The sequence below is a fragment of the Pelodictyon phaeoclathratiforme BU-1 genome, assembly GCF_000020645.1.
GTDB lineage: Bacteria > Bacteroidota > Chlorobiia > Chlorobiales > Chlorobiaceae > Chlorobium > Chlorobium phaeoclathratiforme.
Genome location: NC_011060.1, coordinates 31,806 through 47,653 on the forward strand (window position 1 = coordinate 31,806; position 15,848 = coordinate 47,653).

The window sequence follows — 15,848 nt, forward strand, 5'->3', positions numbered from 1 at the left end:
GTAAAATAAATTGTATATACTGTGAAGATGATTTATCATGGATGAGTTTCCGGGGCGGCTTTGTTTCAAGCCATAATGCTCTGGGTAACTCACTCAACGCCATCAATTTACCTAAAAAATCGTGTTAATCAGCAGTGTTATGAAGATTACGGAAGCTCCGGATTGCCCCCATTGCGGAACGAAAATGAAAAAATGTGAGCCACCTCCTTTTAATTATGGGGATGGGCTTGGCTGGTGTACACCTTACTTTTACATCTGTTTCAATGATGATTGCAAGCTTTACGCCAACGGCTGGAACAATCTTAAAACCAACTTTAACAAAACGGCATCCTACCGTTGCATGTGCTATCCGGATAACGGGGTTTTTGAGGCCATGTGCGTCTTTACTCCTGATGGCATGAAGGGCCAGATCATAGAAGAGTGAGTGCAAAAAAAAGAGGGATCGCAGTTTTTGCGGCGATCCCTTTCAAGAGCATTCAGTTTCCCTGCTGCATTACATTTCTACATCCCGCTTCATCATTTTGGTATAGGTAATAGCTACGGTTCTGTAGACAAAGTGTGCAAGCTTTGAATAAGGCATGTAGATGATGATGTAAAACACCAGCACCAGATGGATGAAATAGGTGCTGTATGCAATTACAGGCGGAAAATTCATCATTCGCATTACTTGTGCCAGGAAGCCCGACAGACCTACGAGCAGGACGATTCCTACAAATATCCAGTCGAAAGAGGATGTGCTGGTTTCAAATCCACGCTCTTTAAGCCTGTTTTTAATGATCAGCACTCCGCCGGCAAGAAGCGAAATGGCGCTGATGTTTGCAACAAGCTTGAAAATGGTTCTTGCAATCCAGACCATGGTTGTTGATCCACCCAGCAGTGCAAGAATGTCTGGATCGTCAAGCGGATATGGTGATTCCCATTTCAGCCCGTAGAGATAGAATACTGCCCAGGCAGTCGTGATTGCGAGACCGATAAAGCCATAAAAAACAAGTACGTGAGCTATGCCTCTATCCTTGTTTTCGTCACACTTCCTGAATTTTGAGTGCAACATGATCTCCTTGAGCGTCTCCATAAAGCTCGGAAGAAAATCGCCTTTCGGCAGTTTGTTGCCAGATTCTGCGCTGATATTTTTCCAGAACCGGCTCATGCTGACCGCAAACATGAGCACTGCAAGGGCTGAGAGTGGAACGAAAATCATGTCGATATAGTGGACAGGAAAAAACTTGGAGAAGACAATCTCTCCTTCAGGAAAGTTCAGGTGTCCGGTGATACCAAGGATGACGAGAAAAAAGAGCACAGGAATTGCCATGGCCTGCCAGATATTTTTCGGATCGCCAACAATCTTGCCCATTATCCTGGGGAATGCGTTTTCCTGAATGACGCTTTTCCTCAATATTGCAAGCACATCACCAGGTCGGGCTCCCCGAGGACAGTATTTGGAACAATCGTTGCAGTTGTGGCAGAGCCAGATGTCGGCGCTCTTGAGCAATTCATCTTTCAGTCCCCATTGTGCCATCACCATCTCCTTTCTCGGAAACGGCCTGTCATCAGGAGACAATGGGCATACGACAGAGCACGTAGCGCATTGATAGCACTTTTTCATTGTATCGGCACCAGCAGCTTTCAGCTCCCTGATAAACTTGATATCTGGTGTAAATGCAGTTTCTTGAGCCATAAAAAACCTCCAAAATTAACAGCGGAATAAACATGGACAACAGAAACAGGTTGTTATCTGAGAGGGCCTGTTTCTGTTATTCGTAGTAATTATTTTAGAATCCTTTGTACGGATTTTCACCAATTGCTTCAACTTTTTTTGAGAACTCCTCGATAATGCCAGGCAGTTTTTCCCACTCATTGATAGCAAGCTGTACCTGTTCAACCCTTTCCGATTCAAGCATCAGACGACTAAGAGTCTCCTGAACCTTTCCAAGTCGTTCATTTGCCATCTGACTGCCCTTGATATAGTGGCACTGATAGTCATCTCCGAATTTACAACCGAGAAGCAGGATACCGTCAACACCCTGTGAGAGGGCATCGGCAATCCAGACCAGATTCAGGCCACCGAGGCAGCGTAAGGGAATAAACCTGAAATTGGTATTCAGGCCAACCCGGTTCAGTCCCAGCATGTCAAGTGCGGGATAGGCGTCGTTTTCACAGACAAAACAGAGAATAAAGGTACCCGAGTCAGGGACTTCGATTGATTTCAGGACAGAGGAAATCATGTCAACACTGTAGTCCTTGAATGAGATAACCCGTTGTGGACATGCGCCCATGCATACTCCACAGCGACGACAGCGTGAAGGATAGAGAAGCGGGGTGCCATCTTTCTCCTCATCGTAGGCTCCAAAGGGGCATTCGACCGTGCATCGTCTGCATTGGGTGCAGCTTTCAACCCTGATTTCCGGATAGGTACGATCCCAGGTTCTGGGATGCACGGCACGCCCTTGCGCCGTGAGTTCGATACACTGGATAGCTTTAAGTGCTGCGCCCGTTGCATCGCCTACCGACTGCACTGCGTCCATCGGATGGCGGACAGCGCCAGCGGCATAGATGCCCGTTCTTTTGGTCTCGTAAGGGAAGCAGATAAAGTGTGAATCAGGAAAGCCCCATTTGAGATGCGGCATTTCAGGGCCTTGGCGGTATTTCAGGTTCAGGGCAAGACTTAGTGGCTCCAGCTCTACGATTTCTCCATCAGAGGTTTCTCTCTTGACAAAATTGCCGATGTACTCAGGAGTGAGATTATTTACACCTCTGTCTTCAGGAACCATGCCAGATACCATGCCGGTGGCAAGTACGACCATATCAGCATTGATCTTCATCGTTCTGCCGAGAAGATGGTTGTTGATTTCGACGTATATATTTCCTCCCGGACCCTCTTCAAGACCAAGAACTTCGCCTTTGGTCAGAAAAACGCCTTCGTCATCCTGGGATGTCTTGTAGAAGTTTTCGTACAGCCCGAGGGTACGCATGTCTTTGTATATGACAAATGCACCAGCATCCGGATCCGAGTCTCTGACATATTTGGCCTGTTTGAGCGATACATTGCAACAAACAGAGGAACAGTAGGGAACATGCTTTTCATCTCTCTGACCTGCACACTGGATAAAAACAACGTTTTTTGCCGGTTTGCCGTCGGAGGGTCTGAGTACCTTGCCGTTGCCTTTGGTGACAAGTTCCTCCATCTGAAGGTTTGTGATCACGTTGCGGAATTTTCCGTAACCGAGATGCGCAAGGTTATCAGGATTGTAGGGACGCCAGCCTGTTGCAAGGACAATGGCGCCAGCTTCGAAGCTCTCGGTTGTACCCTGTTTGTTAATCGTGACCTTGTACATCCCTGGACCGCCCTCTATGGAAGCAATGGTGGTATCCGTATGGATGCTGATGTTTCCGTCGTTCCGTGCCTCCTCGATTTTTGCGAGTATTGTCGGCTTTTCAAGCTCCGCAAAGGGTGGTGCAGTCGGGAAGACTTTATACATCTTTTTCGCCTGGCCTCCAAGCTCCCGTGCTTTTTCAACAAGCACGGATTTATAGCCAGCTTTTGATGCCTCAAGCGCTGCAGTAAGGCCGGTAACGCCTCCTCCGACCACAAGCAGTGTCCGGTTGACATCGGTGTACTTCGGTTCAGGGATACTTGATTTGCCAATCCTTGTTATGCCCATCCGCATATAGTCGGCAGCCATCATCTGGCTTCCCTCGTTTGTCTTTTCTGTCGAGGACTTGACCCAGACTACCTGTTCTCTCAGATTGACCCGTTCGGTTACATACTTTAACGGGTCGAAATTAAAAACATCGGTATTCACTCTTGGCGAACATGCGGCAATGACAATCTTGTTGACCTCACCGTTATTGATGTCGTCCTTGATTATCTGAACACCTTCCCGGCTACAGAGAAACGGATGTTTTTTGCAGACGGGTACCTTGAACTCTTTTTTTGCTACGGCTTCGAGTTCGTCAACATTCAACATCTCTCCGATTCCGCAGTCGGTACAGAGGTATACTCCAATTTTATTATCGTCAGCCATGTTTTAACTCCTCACCAAACTTTGAATGCTTTTCAATGCCGTCCCGGTTGCGTCCTGAATGGATGATGTAACATCAGATGGCCTTTTCGCTACGCCGACAGAATAGATGCCGGGCGTCTTGCCAGCCTGAATAAATCCGTTTTGCTCAAAATTCAGCATGGCATTTTCCTTTACAGAAGGTACCATACCCGTGGCCAGCACCACCATATCAGCAATCTGACGACTTTTTCTGCCACCTTCGACATCTTCGGAGGTAACGATAACATTGCCAGTTGCGGAATCTTCTTCGATCATGGCGACTTTGCCTTTAACCATCTTGACGTGTTCGTCGGCCTGTACCTTTCCGAGAAAATCTTCGTACTTGCCTGGTGTTCTCAAATCTATGTAGGCAATAAATACCTCTGCATCGGGAATGCGCTCCCTGATGTAGGTTGCCTGTTTAAGGGATGCCATACAGCAGATTGCCGAACAGTAATTCAGATGATTTTCGTCCCGTGATCCTGCGCACTGCACAAACACGACCTTTTTCACCTCTCGCCCATCGGATGGCCTGAGAATTTTCCCTCCGGTTGGCCCGTTTGGCGCAGCAAGCCGTTCCAGCATCATGTTGGTAATGACGTTTTTGATTCGTCCGAAACCGAGGTTTTCCATATTGGCGGCATCATAAGGCTTCCAGCCTGTGGCATAAACAATACTGCCAGCCTTGATCTCTACGGTTTCCGGCTTCATAGCCAGATCGATAGCATTATATTTGCAAGCCGTCACACATTTGTTGCATGAAGGATCACTGCACGCGTTTCGCTCTATAACGTATCTCATGGGATGGGCCATTTCATGGGGCCGATAGATTGCCCTGGTCTTGTCCATTCCGAAATTAAACTCATTGAGCCTTTCAGCAGGGCATACGTCCACACAGGCGTTACAGGATGTGCATTTTTCATTCACATACCGTGGATTTACCTTTAACCTGACGCTGAAATTCCCCTCTTTACCGCTCACCTCCTCTACTTCGGTCAAGGTGTAGACGGTTATTTTTGGATTAAGCTTGATGCGTCTGAAATTCATCTCCAGACCACAATAGGGGGGGCATAGTTTTGGAAAATACTTGTTAAGCTGCGCCACCCGTCCCCCCAGGTATGGATTTTTCTCAACAAGAACGGTGTTATAACCAACCTCTGCAGCCTCAACGGCAGTGGTTATGCCACTGATGCCACCGCCAACAATTAGAATAGTTTCAACTGACATGATTTTCCTCTGCGGATAAACTCTCAAAAGTCATTCGGAAGGGAACCTTTGAACGGATGCTCCCGCGTTACGTTAATCAACTTGACACTCTTGCATGAAGAAGAGCAATCCCCAAGGAAGAACCTCGGGGATGTACTCAATAACAATAGTGTCACTTTTTGCCATTAATCAGGAATGACCTGAACGTAGTCTCTCTTGGATAGTGTCCAGTTCTGGGTGCTTCTGTCGTACTTGGAAATCGTGAAACATTTCCAGTTTTCGTCATCAACATAGAAGTGGTCAGCTCTGAAGTAGTAACCAGGATAGCGACTGTCCTCACGGAACAGAATGTGACGGGCATGGGCTTCACCTGCCATCAGGCGATGATAATTCTCCCAGCAGCGCATCAGTTCATGATTATCTTCAGCCGCCATTTTGCTGGCATCTTCCTTGAGCAGTGACAGGTGTTCCAGACCTTTTTCGAGCATGGTTTTGCTGGTGGTGTACCATGTTGCGACACCGGCGACATATTCGTCCATGATCTTCTGCAACCTTGCCTGGAACATTTTTGGCCGGATGTAGTTGGGGTTGACATTTGGATCAGTGCTGTAATCCTTGTTCTTGCCAAAGATCTCCATTGGCGCGTAAATTTCAGCAATCACCTCTTCCACATCCCTGCCGAGTTCAGGTTTGTAATCTACATGATCGAGGCAGTAGGCGGTCATGTTCTTGCCTGCAATCCGTCCCTCTGCATGTGAGCCTGACGAGAATTTGTGACCAGAGGCTCCAACACCGTCACCGGCGGTAAAGAGACCGTCAACGGTGGTCATCCTGTTATAGCCCCAGTTCCATTCTGCAGGGAAGCCCTTGAGATCATCCGGACCACTGACCCAGATACCGGCACAACCGGCATGAGAACCGAGCAGGTAAGGTTCGGTAGGCATAAGCTCTGAAGGTGTTTTGTCCGGTTCGATGTTGTTTCCTGCCCATACGACGGCCTGACCGATACACATGTCGAGGAAGTCTTCCCATGCTTCGGCTTCAAGATGCTTCATTTGTTTCGGCGTCATGGTTTCACCAAGCGCCTGCATCGCCTCGTGAGTCCTCATGAGGATCGGGCCTTTACCGGCCTTCATGTCGATCATCATCATGTGGTTCCTCATGGCTGTGGTGAGCTTGTGGGGATCTTCGGCATACTTGCCAAAATCCTTGTTGGCGGTCGCCAGATTGGTGACGCAATAGTCCTCTCCAAGGGAGTTGGTGGCTTTACATTTGAAGAAGAGGAACCATGCTCCAACTGGTCCATAACCATCCTTGAACCTTGCCGGAACGAACCTGTTTTCCATCAGTACCAGCTCGCATCCTGCCTGGGCGGCAAGAGCATAGGTGGTACCTGCATTCCAGACCGGGTACCATGCACGACCCTGGCCTTCAGCCGTTGAACGTGGTCTGTAGACGTTCACAGCGCCACCACAGGCAAGCAACATGGTTTTTGCTGTAAACACATAGGCTTTATTTTCCCTGACGCTGAAACCGATGGCGCCTGCGATCCTGTTTGGATCGTTTTTGTCATGGATAAGCTCACTGATAAAGACCCGCTCAAAAAGGTTCTGGTCGACGCCAGTTGCCTTTCTGTTGAATTCAAGTGCTTTTTTTGCGGCTTCGGCAACGATGACTTTGTAGGACTCTCCGTTAATCATAATCTGCCATCTGCCTGATCTGACTGGCTTGCCCCCCTCGCTCAGCTTTGGAGCTGGTTTTGCGCCATCCTGGGTAGAACCATCCTCATCTCTTTTCCATACGGGGAGACCCCACTCTTCGAAGAGATGAACAGAATTGTCTACGTGCCTTCCGAGATCATAGACAAGATCCTCCCGGATAATGCCCATCAGATCTGTTCTGACATATTTTACATAATCGGCAGGATCGTTTTCACCACAATAGGTATTGATTGCCGACAGGCCCTGAGCGACGGCGCCGCTTCTGTCGACCGATGCCTTATCGACCATGGTGATTCTTAATCCTTTTGGTGTGGCCCATTTGGCCGCTTCATATACTGCACCGCAACAAGCCATACCCCCACCTATAAGCAGAATATCCGTATCTATGTAAACTACTTCGGGCTTCTTGCAAAACTTGAATTCGTTTTTCTCTACTCCCATGGATCTACCTCCTGAGCAATTTAATTGTTTATAGTGTTGGATACTCTGTCATGTTGAAGAATCCTGGCTTTTTCAGATTGGCGTAATCATGCTCAGGCTTGCCCGAGTAGAGATCAATCGAACCTTCTGAAGTCGTTCTGATCGGGAATTTGTAGCGTTTCAGGATTCCATTTCTGAATTTGATCGTCCACATGATAGCATCTGTTCCCCTTAACGGAATCACATTTCCACCCAGTGGTACGAAATCAGCATATCCCCTGACTTCGATAGCCTGCTGTGGACAGATTTTCACGCAATTGTAGCACTCCCAGCACTGGTCCGGTTCCTGGTTCCAGGCCAGCATCCTGTCAACATCAAGCTTCATGAGGTCATTGGGACAGATGTACATACATGCTGTCCTTTCCTGACCCTTGCAGCCGTCACATTTTTCTTTAATGACAAAACTCGGCATAATTTGTCCTCCTTTACCAAATATTTGCAGGCAAAACCTGCGATTTACGAAGCTATTGGACTAGTCTATGAAGAAAAAAATCGTCAGAAAAACTTCTCTACATGAGAGCGTCGATTGGTAACGTTATTATCCGCCAGTATTGGTCTGCAGCCCGATATCAACTTTTTCAGTCAGTGTTGCGTAGTAGCGGTGCAGGACTTCAAGCACTTCCGGACGGCTGAAATGCTCAGGGACCTCTTCTCCTTCGGAAAGCATTTTTCTGAGTTTTGTGCCGCTTACATTCAGTCGGTCTTCGTTTGTATGGGGACAGGTCTTCATGGAGGCCATACCATCACATTTGTAACAGTAAAAGGTCCAGTCAATTTTTAATGGCTTGGTCTCCAGCGCATCTTTCGGAATTTGGTCGAAAATATAGTGTGCGTCAAAGGGGCCATAATAATCTCCGACACCCGCATGGTCTCTTCCGACTATCAGGTGACTGCAGCCAAAATTTTGTCTGAATAATGCATGGAGCAGAGCTTCTCTTGGGCCGGCATATCGCATATCAAGCGGATAGCCACCCTGTATGCAGGTGCCCTTGACGAAATAATTGTCCATCAGGACGTTGATGCAGTCTCTTCTGACATCGGCAGGAATATCGCCGGGTTTGAGTTTTCCGAGAAGTTGATGAATCAGTACACCGTCACAGATCTCTATGGCAATCTTGACCAGATATTCATGAGAGCGGTGCATGGGGTTTCTTGTCTGGAAAGCAGCTACGGTGCTCCAGCCATTATCCTCAAACATTTTTCTTGTCTGGGCCGGAGTCATATAGATCCCCTCGAATTCGGAGGGAAAAGAACCTTCGCTGAACACTTTTACGCTACCGCCAAGATTGACGTCGCCCTGGTTCATGACCATCAGTACCCCGGGGTGTTTTGGGTCATCGGTTTTAAAAACTTCCCGACACTCATGTGACTTGTCGATTGCATATTTCTCCTCAATCGTCATACTTCCCATCGTCTCTCCCGATTCTTCGTCCACCAGAGCAACTTCCGCTCCGATTTTCAGCTTATCGGCCTGTTCTTTGGTTGTTGACAAGGTAATGGGAATGGGCCAGAAGGTGCCGTCAGCCAGCTTGCACTCCTCGACGCTTCCTTTCCAGTCCTCATATCCCATGAAGCCACTCAGGGGAGTGAATCCACCGATACCGAGCATGATCAGGTCACCGGTCTCTCTTGATGAAAGAGTGACCCTGGCCATTGACTTTGCTCGTTCCTGTTCATTCTGCAACGCCTGCCCGGACAATAAAAGCGGTTTTAAAATCTTTTCCCTGCCATGCGGATTGACTAACGACATGAGTTATTGCTGGTTAAGTTATTGGGCTACAGTTGAAAGCATGTCATACGGTATAGAGTAGAAATGGAGAGCCTGTCAAGAATACTGATATCTTCAAGCGCTTGTCAAATCGTCTGTTCAAAAGTACGCCTTATTTTTTTTGACGCAGATGAAAAGCCCTTTTTGTCACTCGTAAATCTCTGTCTTTCAGTTGGGTACTGTAATCCTTATTCCTTACCTGCGTGCAGGTCGGTCTGTTTTTTTGCAATCAAACCGGTACGGTGCCTGGTATTGTCGCGTTTCAGGAGCCCTTTGCGGGTTTGATGATATTTTTTTTCTCGTTATCCGACAAAATCGTACTCGATAATGAAAAAAGATGTTTTCAGAAACGGATCGAAGCAAATATAAGACGATAAATCAGGGGATTCAAAGTAAATTTGATCTATTGGATAACGATTCTTTGGATGTTACCATCTGGTTATATGAATATATAGTAATCTTACATAGTAATGTTTTGATTACTTTTTTTCAAGTATTGGGTAGAAGATTTTTTTTATTTTTTTTGGCAATGCCAGATCGTCTGAGGGATGCCTGTTCGGATGGAATCTGCGTGTTCGTGTTTGTGGCGTAATAGCAGCAGTTGTATTCTGACTGGCAGAATGCAACTGCTGTTCAGGCATCAGGAGGTCCAGTAAATGGCTCCCAGAACAAGTGTCGCAAGAAATACTGTCTCTGCCATGATGATGGAAATTGGTTTCCAGCCGACTTCAAAAAGAGATTTCAGTGAGGTCTTCATACCAAGTGCGCCGATGGCGGTCACCAGGCTCCAGCGTGAAACTTCATTGATGAATTTATTCATCTGATCAGGAACCAGATGGGTGCTGTTGATACCGACCAGTAAAACAAAAAAGATAATAAAAGGAGGGAACGAAAACTTTTTTGCCGTTTCACCATCAATTTTTGTTCGGGTATGGAATATCATCGAGAGAGCGAACACCGTTGGTACGAGCATGGAAACGCGTAACAGTTTTATTACGGTAGCGGTATCGCCGGTTTTTTCCGAAACCGAATAACCTGCACCCACAACCTGGGCGACATCGTGAATGGTTCCGCCAAGGAATATACCGGTAGCCTGATCGTCGAGCCCGAACTGCCTGGCTACGATGGGATAAAAGATCATTGCAAGGGTACTCAGAGCAGTTACACTGATAACGGTAAAAATGGTGTTGCGCTCATTATATTCATCCTTGGGAAGAATGGCTGCAATGGCCAGTGCGGCAGATGCGCCACAGATCCCTACACTTCCGCCAGTAAGAATGCCGAAGCGTTTTCCTCTGCCCATTGCTTTGGAAAGGGTAATACCGAAAAGTATGGTAAGAAACACCGAGCCGATAACGATGGTCAAGGGTTTGATGCCGAGAGACTGAATCTGATCGATGGTAATGCGCATTCCGAGAAGCGCCACGCCGATACGAAGGATCGTTGTGGAGGCAAATTGGATGCCTGCAAGCGCTTTACCGTTATCTTCCGAGAGAAACCGGAATGCCATGCCAATCAGCAGAGCAAACAACATCGTTGGAGCGCCATAATGGTCTGACAGAAACGTTGCTGCGGCTGCTACGGTAATCGCCGCCAGAACACCGGGAAAAAGCACTTCAGCTCGAACTTTTGCAGCTTTTGCCTGGCATTGAAAACCACAGCGTTCAGCTTCGATAATCTGATCCTGTGTTGGAATTTCTGTATCCGTCGATGTATAAGGGGTCTTCGAAGTATCCTTGTTGCTGCGGTGTTTATCCATTCTCGGGTTCTGTTAATAAATTAGTAATTCTTTACTGAACCGCGGACGATGAACTTACATGCTTACATACCGGTTCTATATAAATCGTTGTAAAGATAACAAAAAAGGATGGGGCGTCAAGGATAATTTGAAATGCGGGCGGATCCGGAAAAATCATGGGATCGCCTCGTTTCATGCGGCAATACAGGTACTTCACGGCTATAGGGGTGGTCGCTGGCTTGGGCTTTTGGGCGGGATTGAGTACGTTTAGCTTATACAGGCAGGAGAGGGTTTCTGGTTTGGCGTTGAACAGGAAGTGAAAAATGGTGAAGGAATCACATGGTGAAACTGAAAAAAGTCACATTACAGTATATAGAGATTGAAGACCGGATACGCATGCTGGCTGATCTTGATGGTGAGGAGCGTGCGGTTTTCTGGTTGACCCAGCGTCTTTGCAGGCGGCTGGTGCCGAAACTTGTACACCATCTTGAGCATTCTGCACCTGATTCGCATCTTGTTGACAAAGGGTTGATGCTCTCTGTTCAGCAGCACGATGCGGGGTGGCAGCAAAAGTTTTCAGAGCCGGTGAGGAGTACGGGCCTTTCGCGTTCGGTGTTGCCAGAAAAGGTCGATCTTTTTTGTCCTGCTGGAGGCGCAGCCATTATCTTTCCACTTGATGACGGTGGAGAGCCTGCTCGTTTGCAGATGACGATGCTTGAACTGCGTCAGTGGATGGCAGTCATTTATCGGCAGTTTCAGGTGGCAGGCTGGCCGATGGAGGTTTGGCCTCAATGGTTCGCACTTTCTGAACCCGGTAAAAATTAAACATCAACGTCGGCTATCAGTCGATCAACTGGTCTGGATTTCAGTTTTAAGGGCGATCTCTTCAAGAATCGAACTTACCCGAAGGCAGAGAAGCATTGCTCCAGCGAAAACAATGCTGCGGCCTCGGGTGTGGACTTCCCATGTATGTTTTTCAGCTTTTTGGCGACTGCAGCGTACGGCCTTGATGATCTGTTCAATCACTTCCTCAAACGTATGCTCTTCGTCATTGAACAGGACAACGCGGTAAGCATCAAGCAGGTCGGGCCCGGAGCCTTGTTCTCGCTGTTTCGTTACTGGAGTGGTCAGGGATGCCGTCCACCTGTTTGCAAGAGAGGAGTTCATGATCAACACAATCAGGTTAGAAAGTCAAAAATAGCTACCTTGACCCGGAGATGCAAGAGAGTTGGCTACTCTTCGATGACCGGATGGAGTGCTCCGAGAGAAAAGTCGCCTGTTTCAGTAACCCGCATTTTGAATCGGGCTCCAACAGGGATAGTCATCAGATTTCTGATATGGCCATAAGAGAGCCCCCTCATTACCGGGCCATTGGTATGGGCGTGTTCGCTGTAATAGGCAAAGATATTTTGCAAGCGGAGATGTTCCTCTTTTGTATTCTCCGCGCCATTGCCGAACTGGCCGAAAAGAACTCCCTTGCATGACGCAAGTAAGGCCGCGTTGTCGAGATGCGAGAGCATTCTGTCGATGCGGTATGCCGGTTCGTTAATGTCTTCCAGAAAAAGCAGCGCGTCATTTAATGAGGGCAGATAGGGCGTTCCGATCATTGAAGAGAGGACGGAGAGATTGCCGCCGATCAGGCTCCCCTCAGCTTCACCCGCTCTGATGCAGGTTACGGGGTGGGCCGGGTGGTTCCGAAGCGAAAGTGCATAGGAGGGTGAGGTGAGCATTTCCCAAAAATGCTCTTCGGTGTAGGGTGTCGGTTCGTACAGTTCTGTGGTGAGCATCGGCCCTGAAAAACTGATCAGGCCTGTTTTTGCAAAGAGGGCGAGCGACAATGCAGTAATGTCCGAATAGCCGACAAATATTTTCGGATTGTCCGCTATGAGGCTATAATCTATTTTTTTTAGCAGTCTTGAAGCTCCGGCTCCTCCTCGCAGGCAGATGATTGCCTTTATGGCGGGTTCGCGGAACATCTCATGCAGATCATGCAGTTTGTGCTGGTCGGCAATTGCCGGATCGGTATCAATACAGTTGAGGTGGCGCGAGGGCTTGACCTGGTAACCGTTTTTTTCGAGATAACCGATTGCCTGCCCAATTTTTTCTGGATAGGCGCAATGTGACGAGGGTGAGATCAGGCCAATGGTATCTCCCTTGTGCAGGGCTTTTGGGGTAATGGTTTTCATAACACCACAAAACATCAGCGCCTTTGAGAGCGCTGATGTTGATCATTCATTGGTATGAAATCAGGAAATGGTTTCGGTCAGCAGAATTGCCTTGTTGCTGCTGACTTCAAAAAAACCGTCAAGGATTGAAAACGATTGTTCGCTACGATCTGCCAAGGCAAGTTTGACCGTTCCTTTTGTCAGAGAGGAGAGCAATGGTGCATGGTTTTTCAGTACCTGAAACTGACCAAGCTCACCCGGTGCCGTGACACTGACAATTTCCCCTGAAAAATGAAGCTTCAGGGGAGTGACGATCTCTATGTGAAAGCCTTTATCGGAATTCGCCATGGTTAATGCTTTTGTTTAGAGCGTTTTTGCTTTCTCTACGGCTTCCTCAATGGTTCCGACCAGGTAAAATGCACTTTCGGGCAAATTGTCATGCCTTCCTGCGATGATCTCCTTGAAGCCTTTGATGGTCTCTTCAAGCTTCACATATTTACCTGCCAGACCGGTAAAGGCTTCGGCAACGAAAAATGGCTGCGAAAGGAAGCGCTGTACTTTTCTTGCTCTTGAAACAACAAGTTTATCCTCATCACTCAGCTCATCCATACCGAGAATAGCGATAATATCCTGAAGATCCTTGTAGCGCTGCAGAAGCTGTTTGACGGCCTGGGCAGTATCGTAATGATCGTCGCCGACAATGTTCGGGTCGAGAATGCGCGATGTTGAGTCAAGGGGATCAACAGCAGGATAGATACCAAGCTCGGCAATTGAGCGCGAAAGCACCGTTGTTGCATCAAGGTGAGCAAACGCAGTTGCCGGCGCAGGATCGGTAAGATCATCTGCAGGAACATAAATGGCCTGTACAGAGGTAACAGAACCCTTCTTGGTGGAAACAATCCTGTCCTGAAGTTCACCCATCTCTGTTGCCAGGGTAGGCTGATAGCCTACGGCGCTCGGCATACGTCCGAGAAGTGCGGAGACTTCCGAACCTGCCTGGGTAAAGCGGAAGATATTGTCAATAAAGAGCAGCACGTCACGCCCTTCTTCGTCACGGAAATACTCGGCAATACTCAAGCCGGTAAGCGCGACTCTCTGACGGGCGCCTGGAGGTTCGTTCATCTGGCCAAAAACAAGAGCCGTTTTGTCGATAACGCCGGACTCCATCATTTCATGCCACAAGTCGTTTCCTTCACGGGTTCGTTCGCCGACCCCGGCAAAGACGCTGAATCCGGACTGTTGTTTGGCAATATTATTGATCAGTTCCATGATCAAAACGGTTTTGCCTACACCTGCGCCGCCGAAAAGACCTGTTTTACCACCTCGGGAGTAAGGCTCAAGAAGATCGATAACCTTGATACCGGTTTCAAACATCTCGGCCTTTGTCGAGATTTCGTCAAATCTTGGTGCCAGACGGTGGATCGAGTAACTTTTTTTGGTATTGACAGGGCCGCGACCGTCAATCGGGTCTCCGACAACGTTCAGCATTCTGCCAAGAACCTCAAGACCAACAGGGACTTGTATTGGTTTGCCTGTATGGGTAACGTTCATGCCTCGTACAAGGCCGTCTGTGCTCTCCATGGCAACAGTACGGACACGTTCTTCTCCAAGATGCTGTTGCGTTTCCAGAACGAGTTTGGTGCCGTCAGCTCTTGTTACAGTCAGCGCGTCCAGAATTGACGGAAGCCGCCCTTCAGGGAAATCGACATCAACTACAGGGCCGATGATTTGGGAAATCTTACCTTCTTGCATAGTGACAGTTTGGATAGGATTTTATTGTGTAATCAAACGTTGGTGCTTCCGGGCTACTGTGCCTTCTCTCTTATTAATTGCGCGTCACATGACTCCTCTGCCTTGGCTGTTCCGGATACGAGCCACCTGAGGGACTTGAACCCACGACCTACTATTTACGAAACAGTTGCTCTACCAACTGAGCTAAGGTGGCTTAAGCAGGGCGAAAAATCAAGTGCAAATATATTTTTTTTTATAGAGAATCACAAAGACTAAATATCGCGTGATTTATGGCCGTCACAAAAAAGAAGAATTGTTATATTACGGAGCGTAGTCAATAGAGATTATTTTACTTTTAATCGGTTTCGTATGAAAAAAATGGTGTTTTCATTGAAAAGGCGGGTGTTTGCACTCTTGTTCCTCGGCACTCTTGCCGCGACACTGTTTGCTCCCACTCCTGCTGCAGCCTTGCCATTGGCGCCAGAGTTTACTGCAGTTTCTCTTGATGGCAAAACGGTAGCATCGACTAAACTTGCAGGAAAGGCTTATATCGTTAATTTTTTTGCATCATGGTGTCCTCCCTGCAGGGCAGAGATTCCTGATATGGTTCTCCTTCAGAAGAAGTATGAATCAAAGGGGTTTACGTTTATCGGTGTGGCGGTCAATGAAAATGAACCCTCCATGCGTGCTTTTATAACAAAGAACGGCATCAGCTATCCTGTGGTCATGGTCGAAGAGCGACTGATCAAGGCTTTCAGCCGATATATCGAAGGAGGGATTCGTGCAATTCCGACCTCATTTGTTGTCAACTCGTCAGGTCGCATCACCCAGGTCATTACCGGTGGACGAAGCAAAGAGGTGTTTGAAAAAATAATAATTGACGCCCTCAAAAAACCGGTAACCCACAAATAACGTCGTCATTCCATGATTGATGGTTTTCAGTTCCGGTCTCGTTTTGTACAGATCGCATTTTTTTCTACACGTCCGCAATCAGGGGTG

General features: G+C 47.7%; 14 protein-coding genes and 1 tRNA gene. 3 read left to right on the forward strand and 12 right to left on the reverse strand.

What is annotated here, in order from left to right; all coding sequences use genetic code 11:
- The first annotated feature begins 139 nt into the window (after positions 1–139).
- Positions 140–424, forward strand: coding sequence for a hypothetical protein (locus tag PPHA_RS00155; protein ID WP_012506889.1), 285 nt, complete (start codon positions 140–142; stop codon positions 422–424).
- Positions 425–493: 69 nt separating this feature from the next.
- Here the strand turns inward: PPHA_RS00155 and qmoC are convergent, their stop codons facing one another.
- The 7 genes from qmoC to PPHA_RS00195 form a co-directional block, all read right to left on the reverse strand.
- On the reverse strand, positions 494–1,675 hold the full coding sequence (qmoC, locus tag PPHA_RS00160; RefSeq protein WP_012506890.1) for a quinone-interacting membrane-bound oxidoreductase complex subunit QmoC: 1,182 nt from the start codon (positions 1,673–1,675) through the stop codon (positions 494–496).
- Positions 1,676–1,769: 94 nt separating this feature from the next.
- A complete protein-coding gene (locus PPHA_RS00165) occupies positions 1,770–4,022 on the reverse strand; it encodes an FAD-dependent oxidoreductase (RefSeq protein WP_012506891.1) in 2,253 nt (750 codons plus the stop codon).
- Between the two features lie 3 nt (positions 4,023–4,025).
- On the reverse strand, positions 4,026–5,267 hold the full coding sequence (locus tag PPHA_RS00170) for a CoB--CoM heterodisulfide reductase iron-sulfur subunit A family protein (protein WP_012506892.1): 1,242 nt from the start codon (positions 5,265–5,267) through the stop codon (positions 4,026–4,028).
- Between the two features lie 164 nt (positions 5,268–5,431).
- Positions 5,432–7,408, reverse strand: coding sequence for an adenylyl-sulfate reductase subunit alpha (gene aprA / locus PPHA_RS00175; protein ID WP_012506894.1), 1,977 nt, complete (start codon positions 7,406–7,408; stop codon positions 5,432–5,434).
- A 28-nt stretch (positions 7,409–7,436) separates the two neighbouring features.
- Positions 7,437–7,859, reverse strand: a complete 423-nt coding sequence (gene aprB / locus PPHA_RS00180; RefSeq protein WP_012506895.1) for an adenylyl-sulfate reductase subunit beta — start codon at positions 7,857–7,859, stop codon at positions 7,437–7,439.
- Between the two features lie 126 nt (positions 7,860–7,985).
- Complete coding sequence (gene sat / locus PPHA_RS00185) at positions 7,986–9,197, reverse strand: sulfate adenylyltransferase (RefSeq protein WP_012506896.1); 1,212 nt, start codon at positions 9,195–9,197, stop codon at positions 7,986–7,988.
- Positions 9,198–9,855: 658 nt separating this feature from the next.
- The gene (locus PPHA_RS00195; protein ID WP_012506897.1) at positions 9,856–10,974 is read right to left on the reverse strand and encodes a YeiH family protein; all 1,119 of its coding nucleotides are present in this window, start codon (positions 10,972–10,974) and stop codon (positions 9,856–9,858) included.
- 318 nt (positions 10,975–11,292) lie between these two features.
- Here PPHA_RS00195 and PPHA_RS00205 point away from each other — a divergent pair, with 318 nt between their 5' ends.
- Positions 11,293–11,778, forward strand: coding sequence for a hypothetical protein (locus tag PPHA_RS00205; protein ID WP_012506899.1), 486 nt, complete (start codon positions 11,293–11,295; stop codon positions 11,776–11,778).
- A gap of 24 nt (positions 11,779–11,802) precedes the next feature.
- On the opposite strand, the gene PPHA_RS00210 is transcribed toward PPHA_RS00205, so the two are convergent.
- The 5 genes from PPHA_RS00210 to PPHA_RS00230 form a co-directional block, all read right to left on the reverse strand.
- Positions 11,803–12,120, reverse strand: coding sequence for an ATP-dependent Clp protease adaptor ClpS (locus PPHA_RS00210; protein WP_012506900.1), 318 nt, complete (start codon positions 12,118–12,120; stop codon positions 11,803–11,805).
- A 65-nt stretch (positions 12,121–12,185) separates the two neighbouring features.
- On the reverse strand, positions 12,186–13,139 hold the full coding sequence (locus tag PPHA_RS00215; RefSeq protein WP_041526587.1) for a S66 peptidase family protein: 954 nt from the start codon (positions 13,137–13,139) through the stop codon (positions 12,186–12,188).
- Between the two features lie 60 nt (positions 13,140–13,199).
- Positions 13,200–13,466: a F0F1 ATP synthase subunit epsilon gene (locus PPHA_RS00220; protein ID WP_012506902.1), complete on the reverse strand. Its 267-nt coding sequence runs from the start codon at positions 13,464–13,466 to the stop codon at positions 13,200–13,202.
- 15 nt (positions 13,467–13,481) lie between these two features.
- Positions 13,482–14,870, reverse strand: a complete 1,389-nt coding sequence (atpD, locus tag PPHA_RS00225) for a F0F1 ATP synthase subunit beta (RefSeq protein ID WP_012506903.1) — start codon at positions 14,868–14,870, stop codon at positions 13,482–13,484.
- A gap of 120 nt (positions 14,871–14,990) precedes the next feature.
- A tRNA-Thr gene (locus PPHA_RS00230) sits at positions 14,991–15,063 on the reverse strand.
- Between the two features lie 155 nt (positions 15,064–15,218).
- On the opposite strand from PPHA_RS00230, the gene PPHA_RS00235 reads away from it, so the two are divergent.
- Positions 15,219–15,761: a TlpA family protein disulfide reductase gene (locus PPHA_RS00235; protein ID WP_012506904.1), complete on the forward strand. Its 543-nt coding sequence runs from the start codon at positions 15,219–15,221 to the stop codon at positions 15,759–15,761.
- Positions 15,762–15,848: the final 87 nt, after the last annotated feature.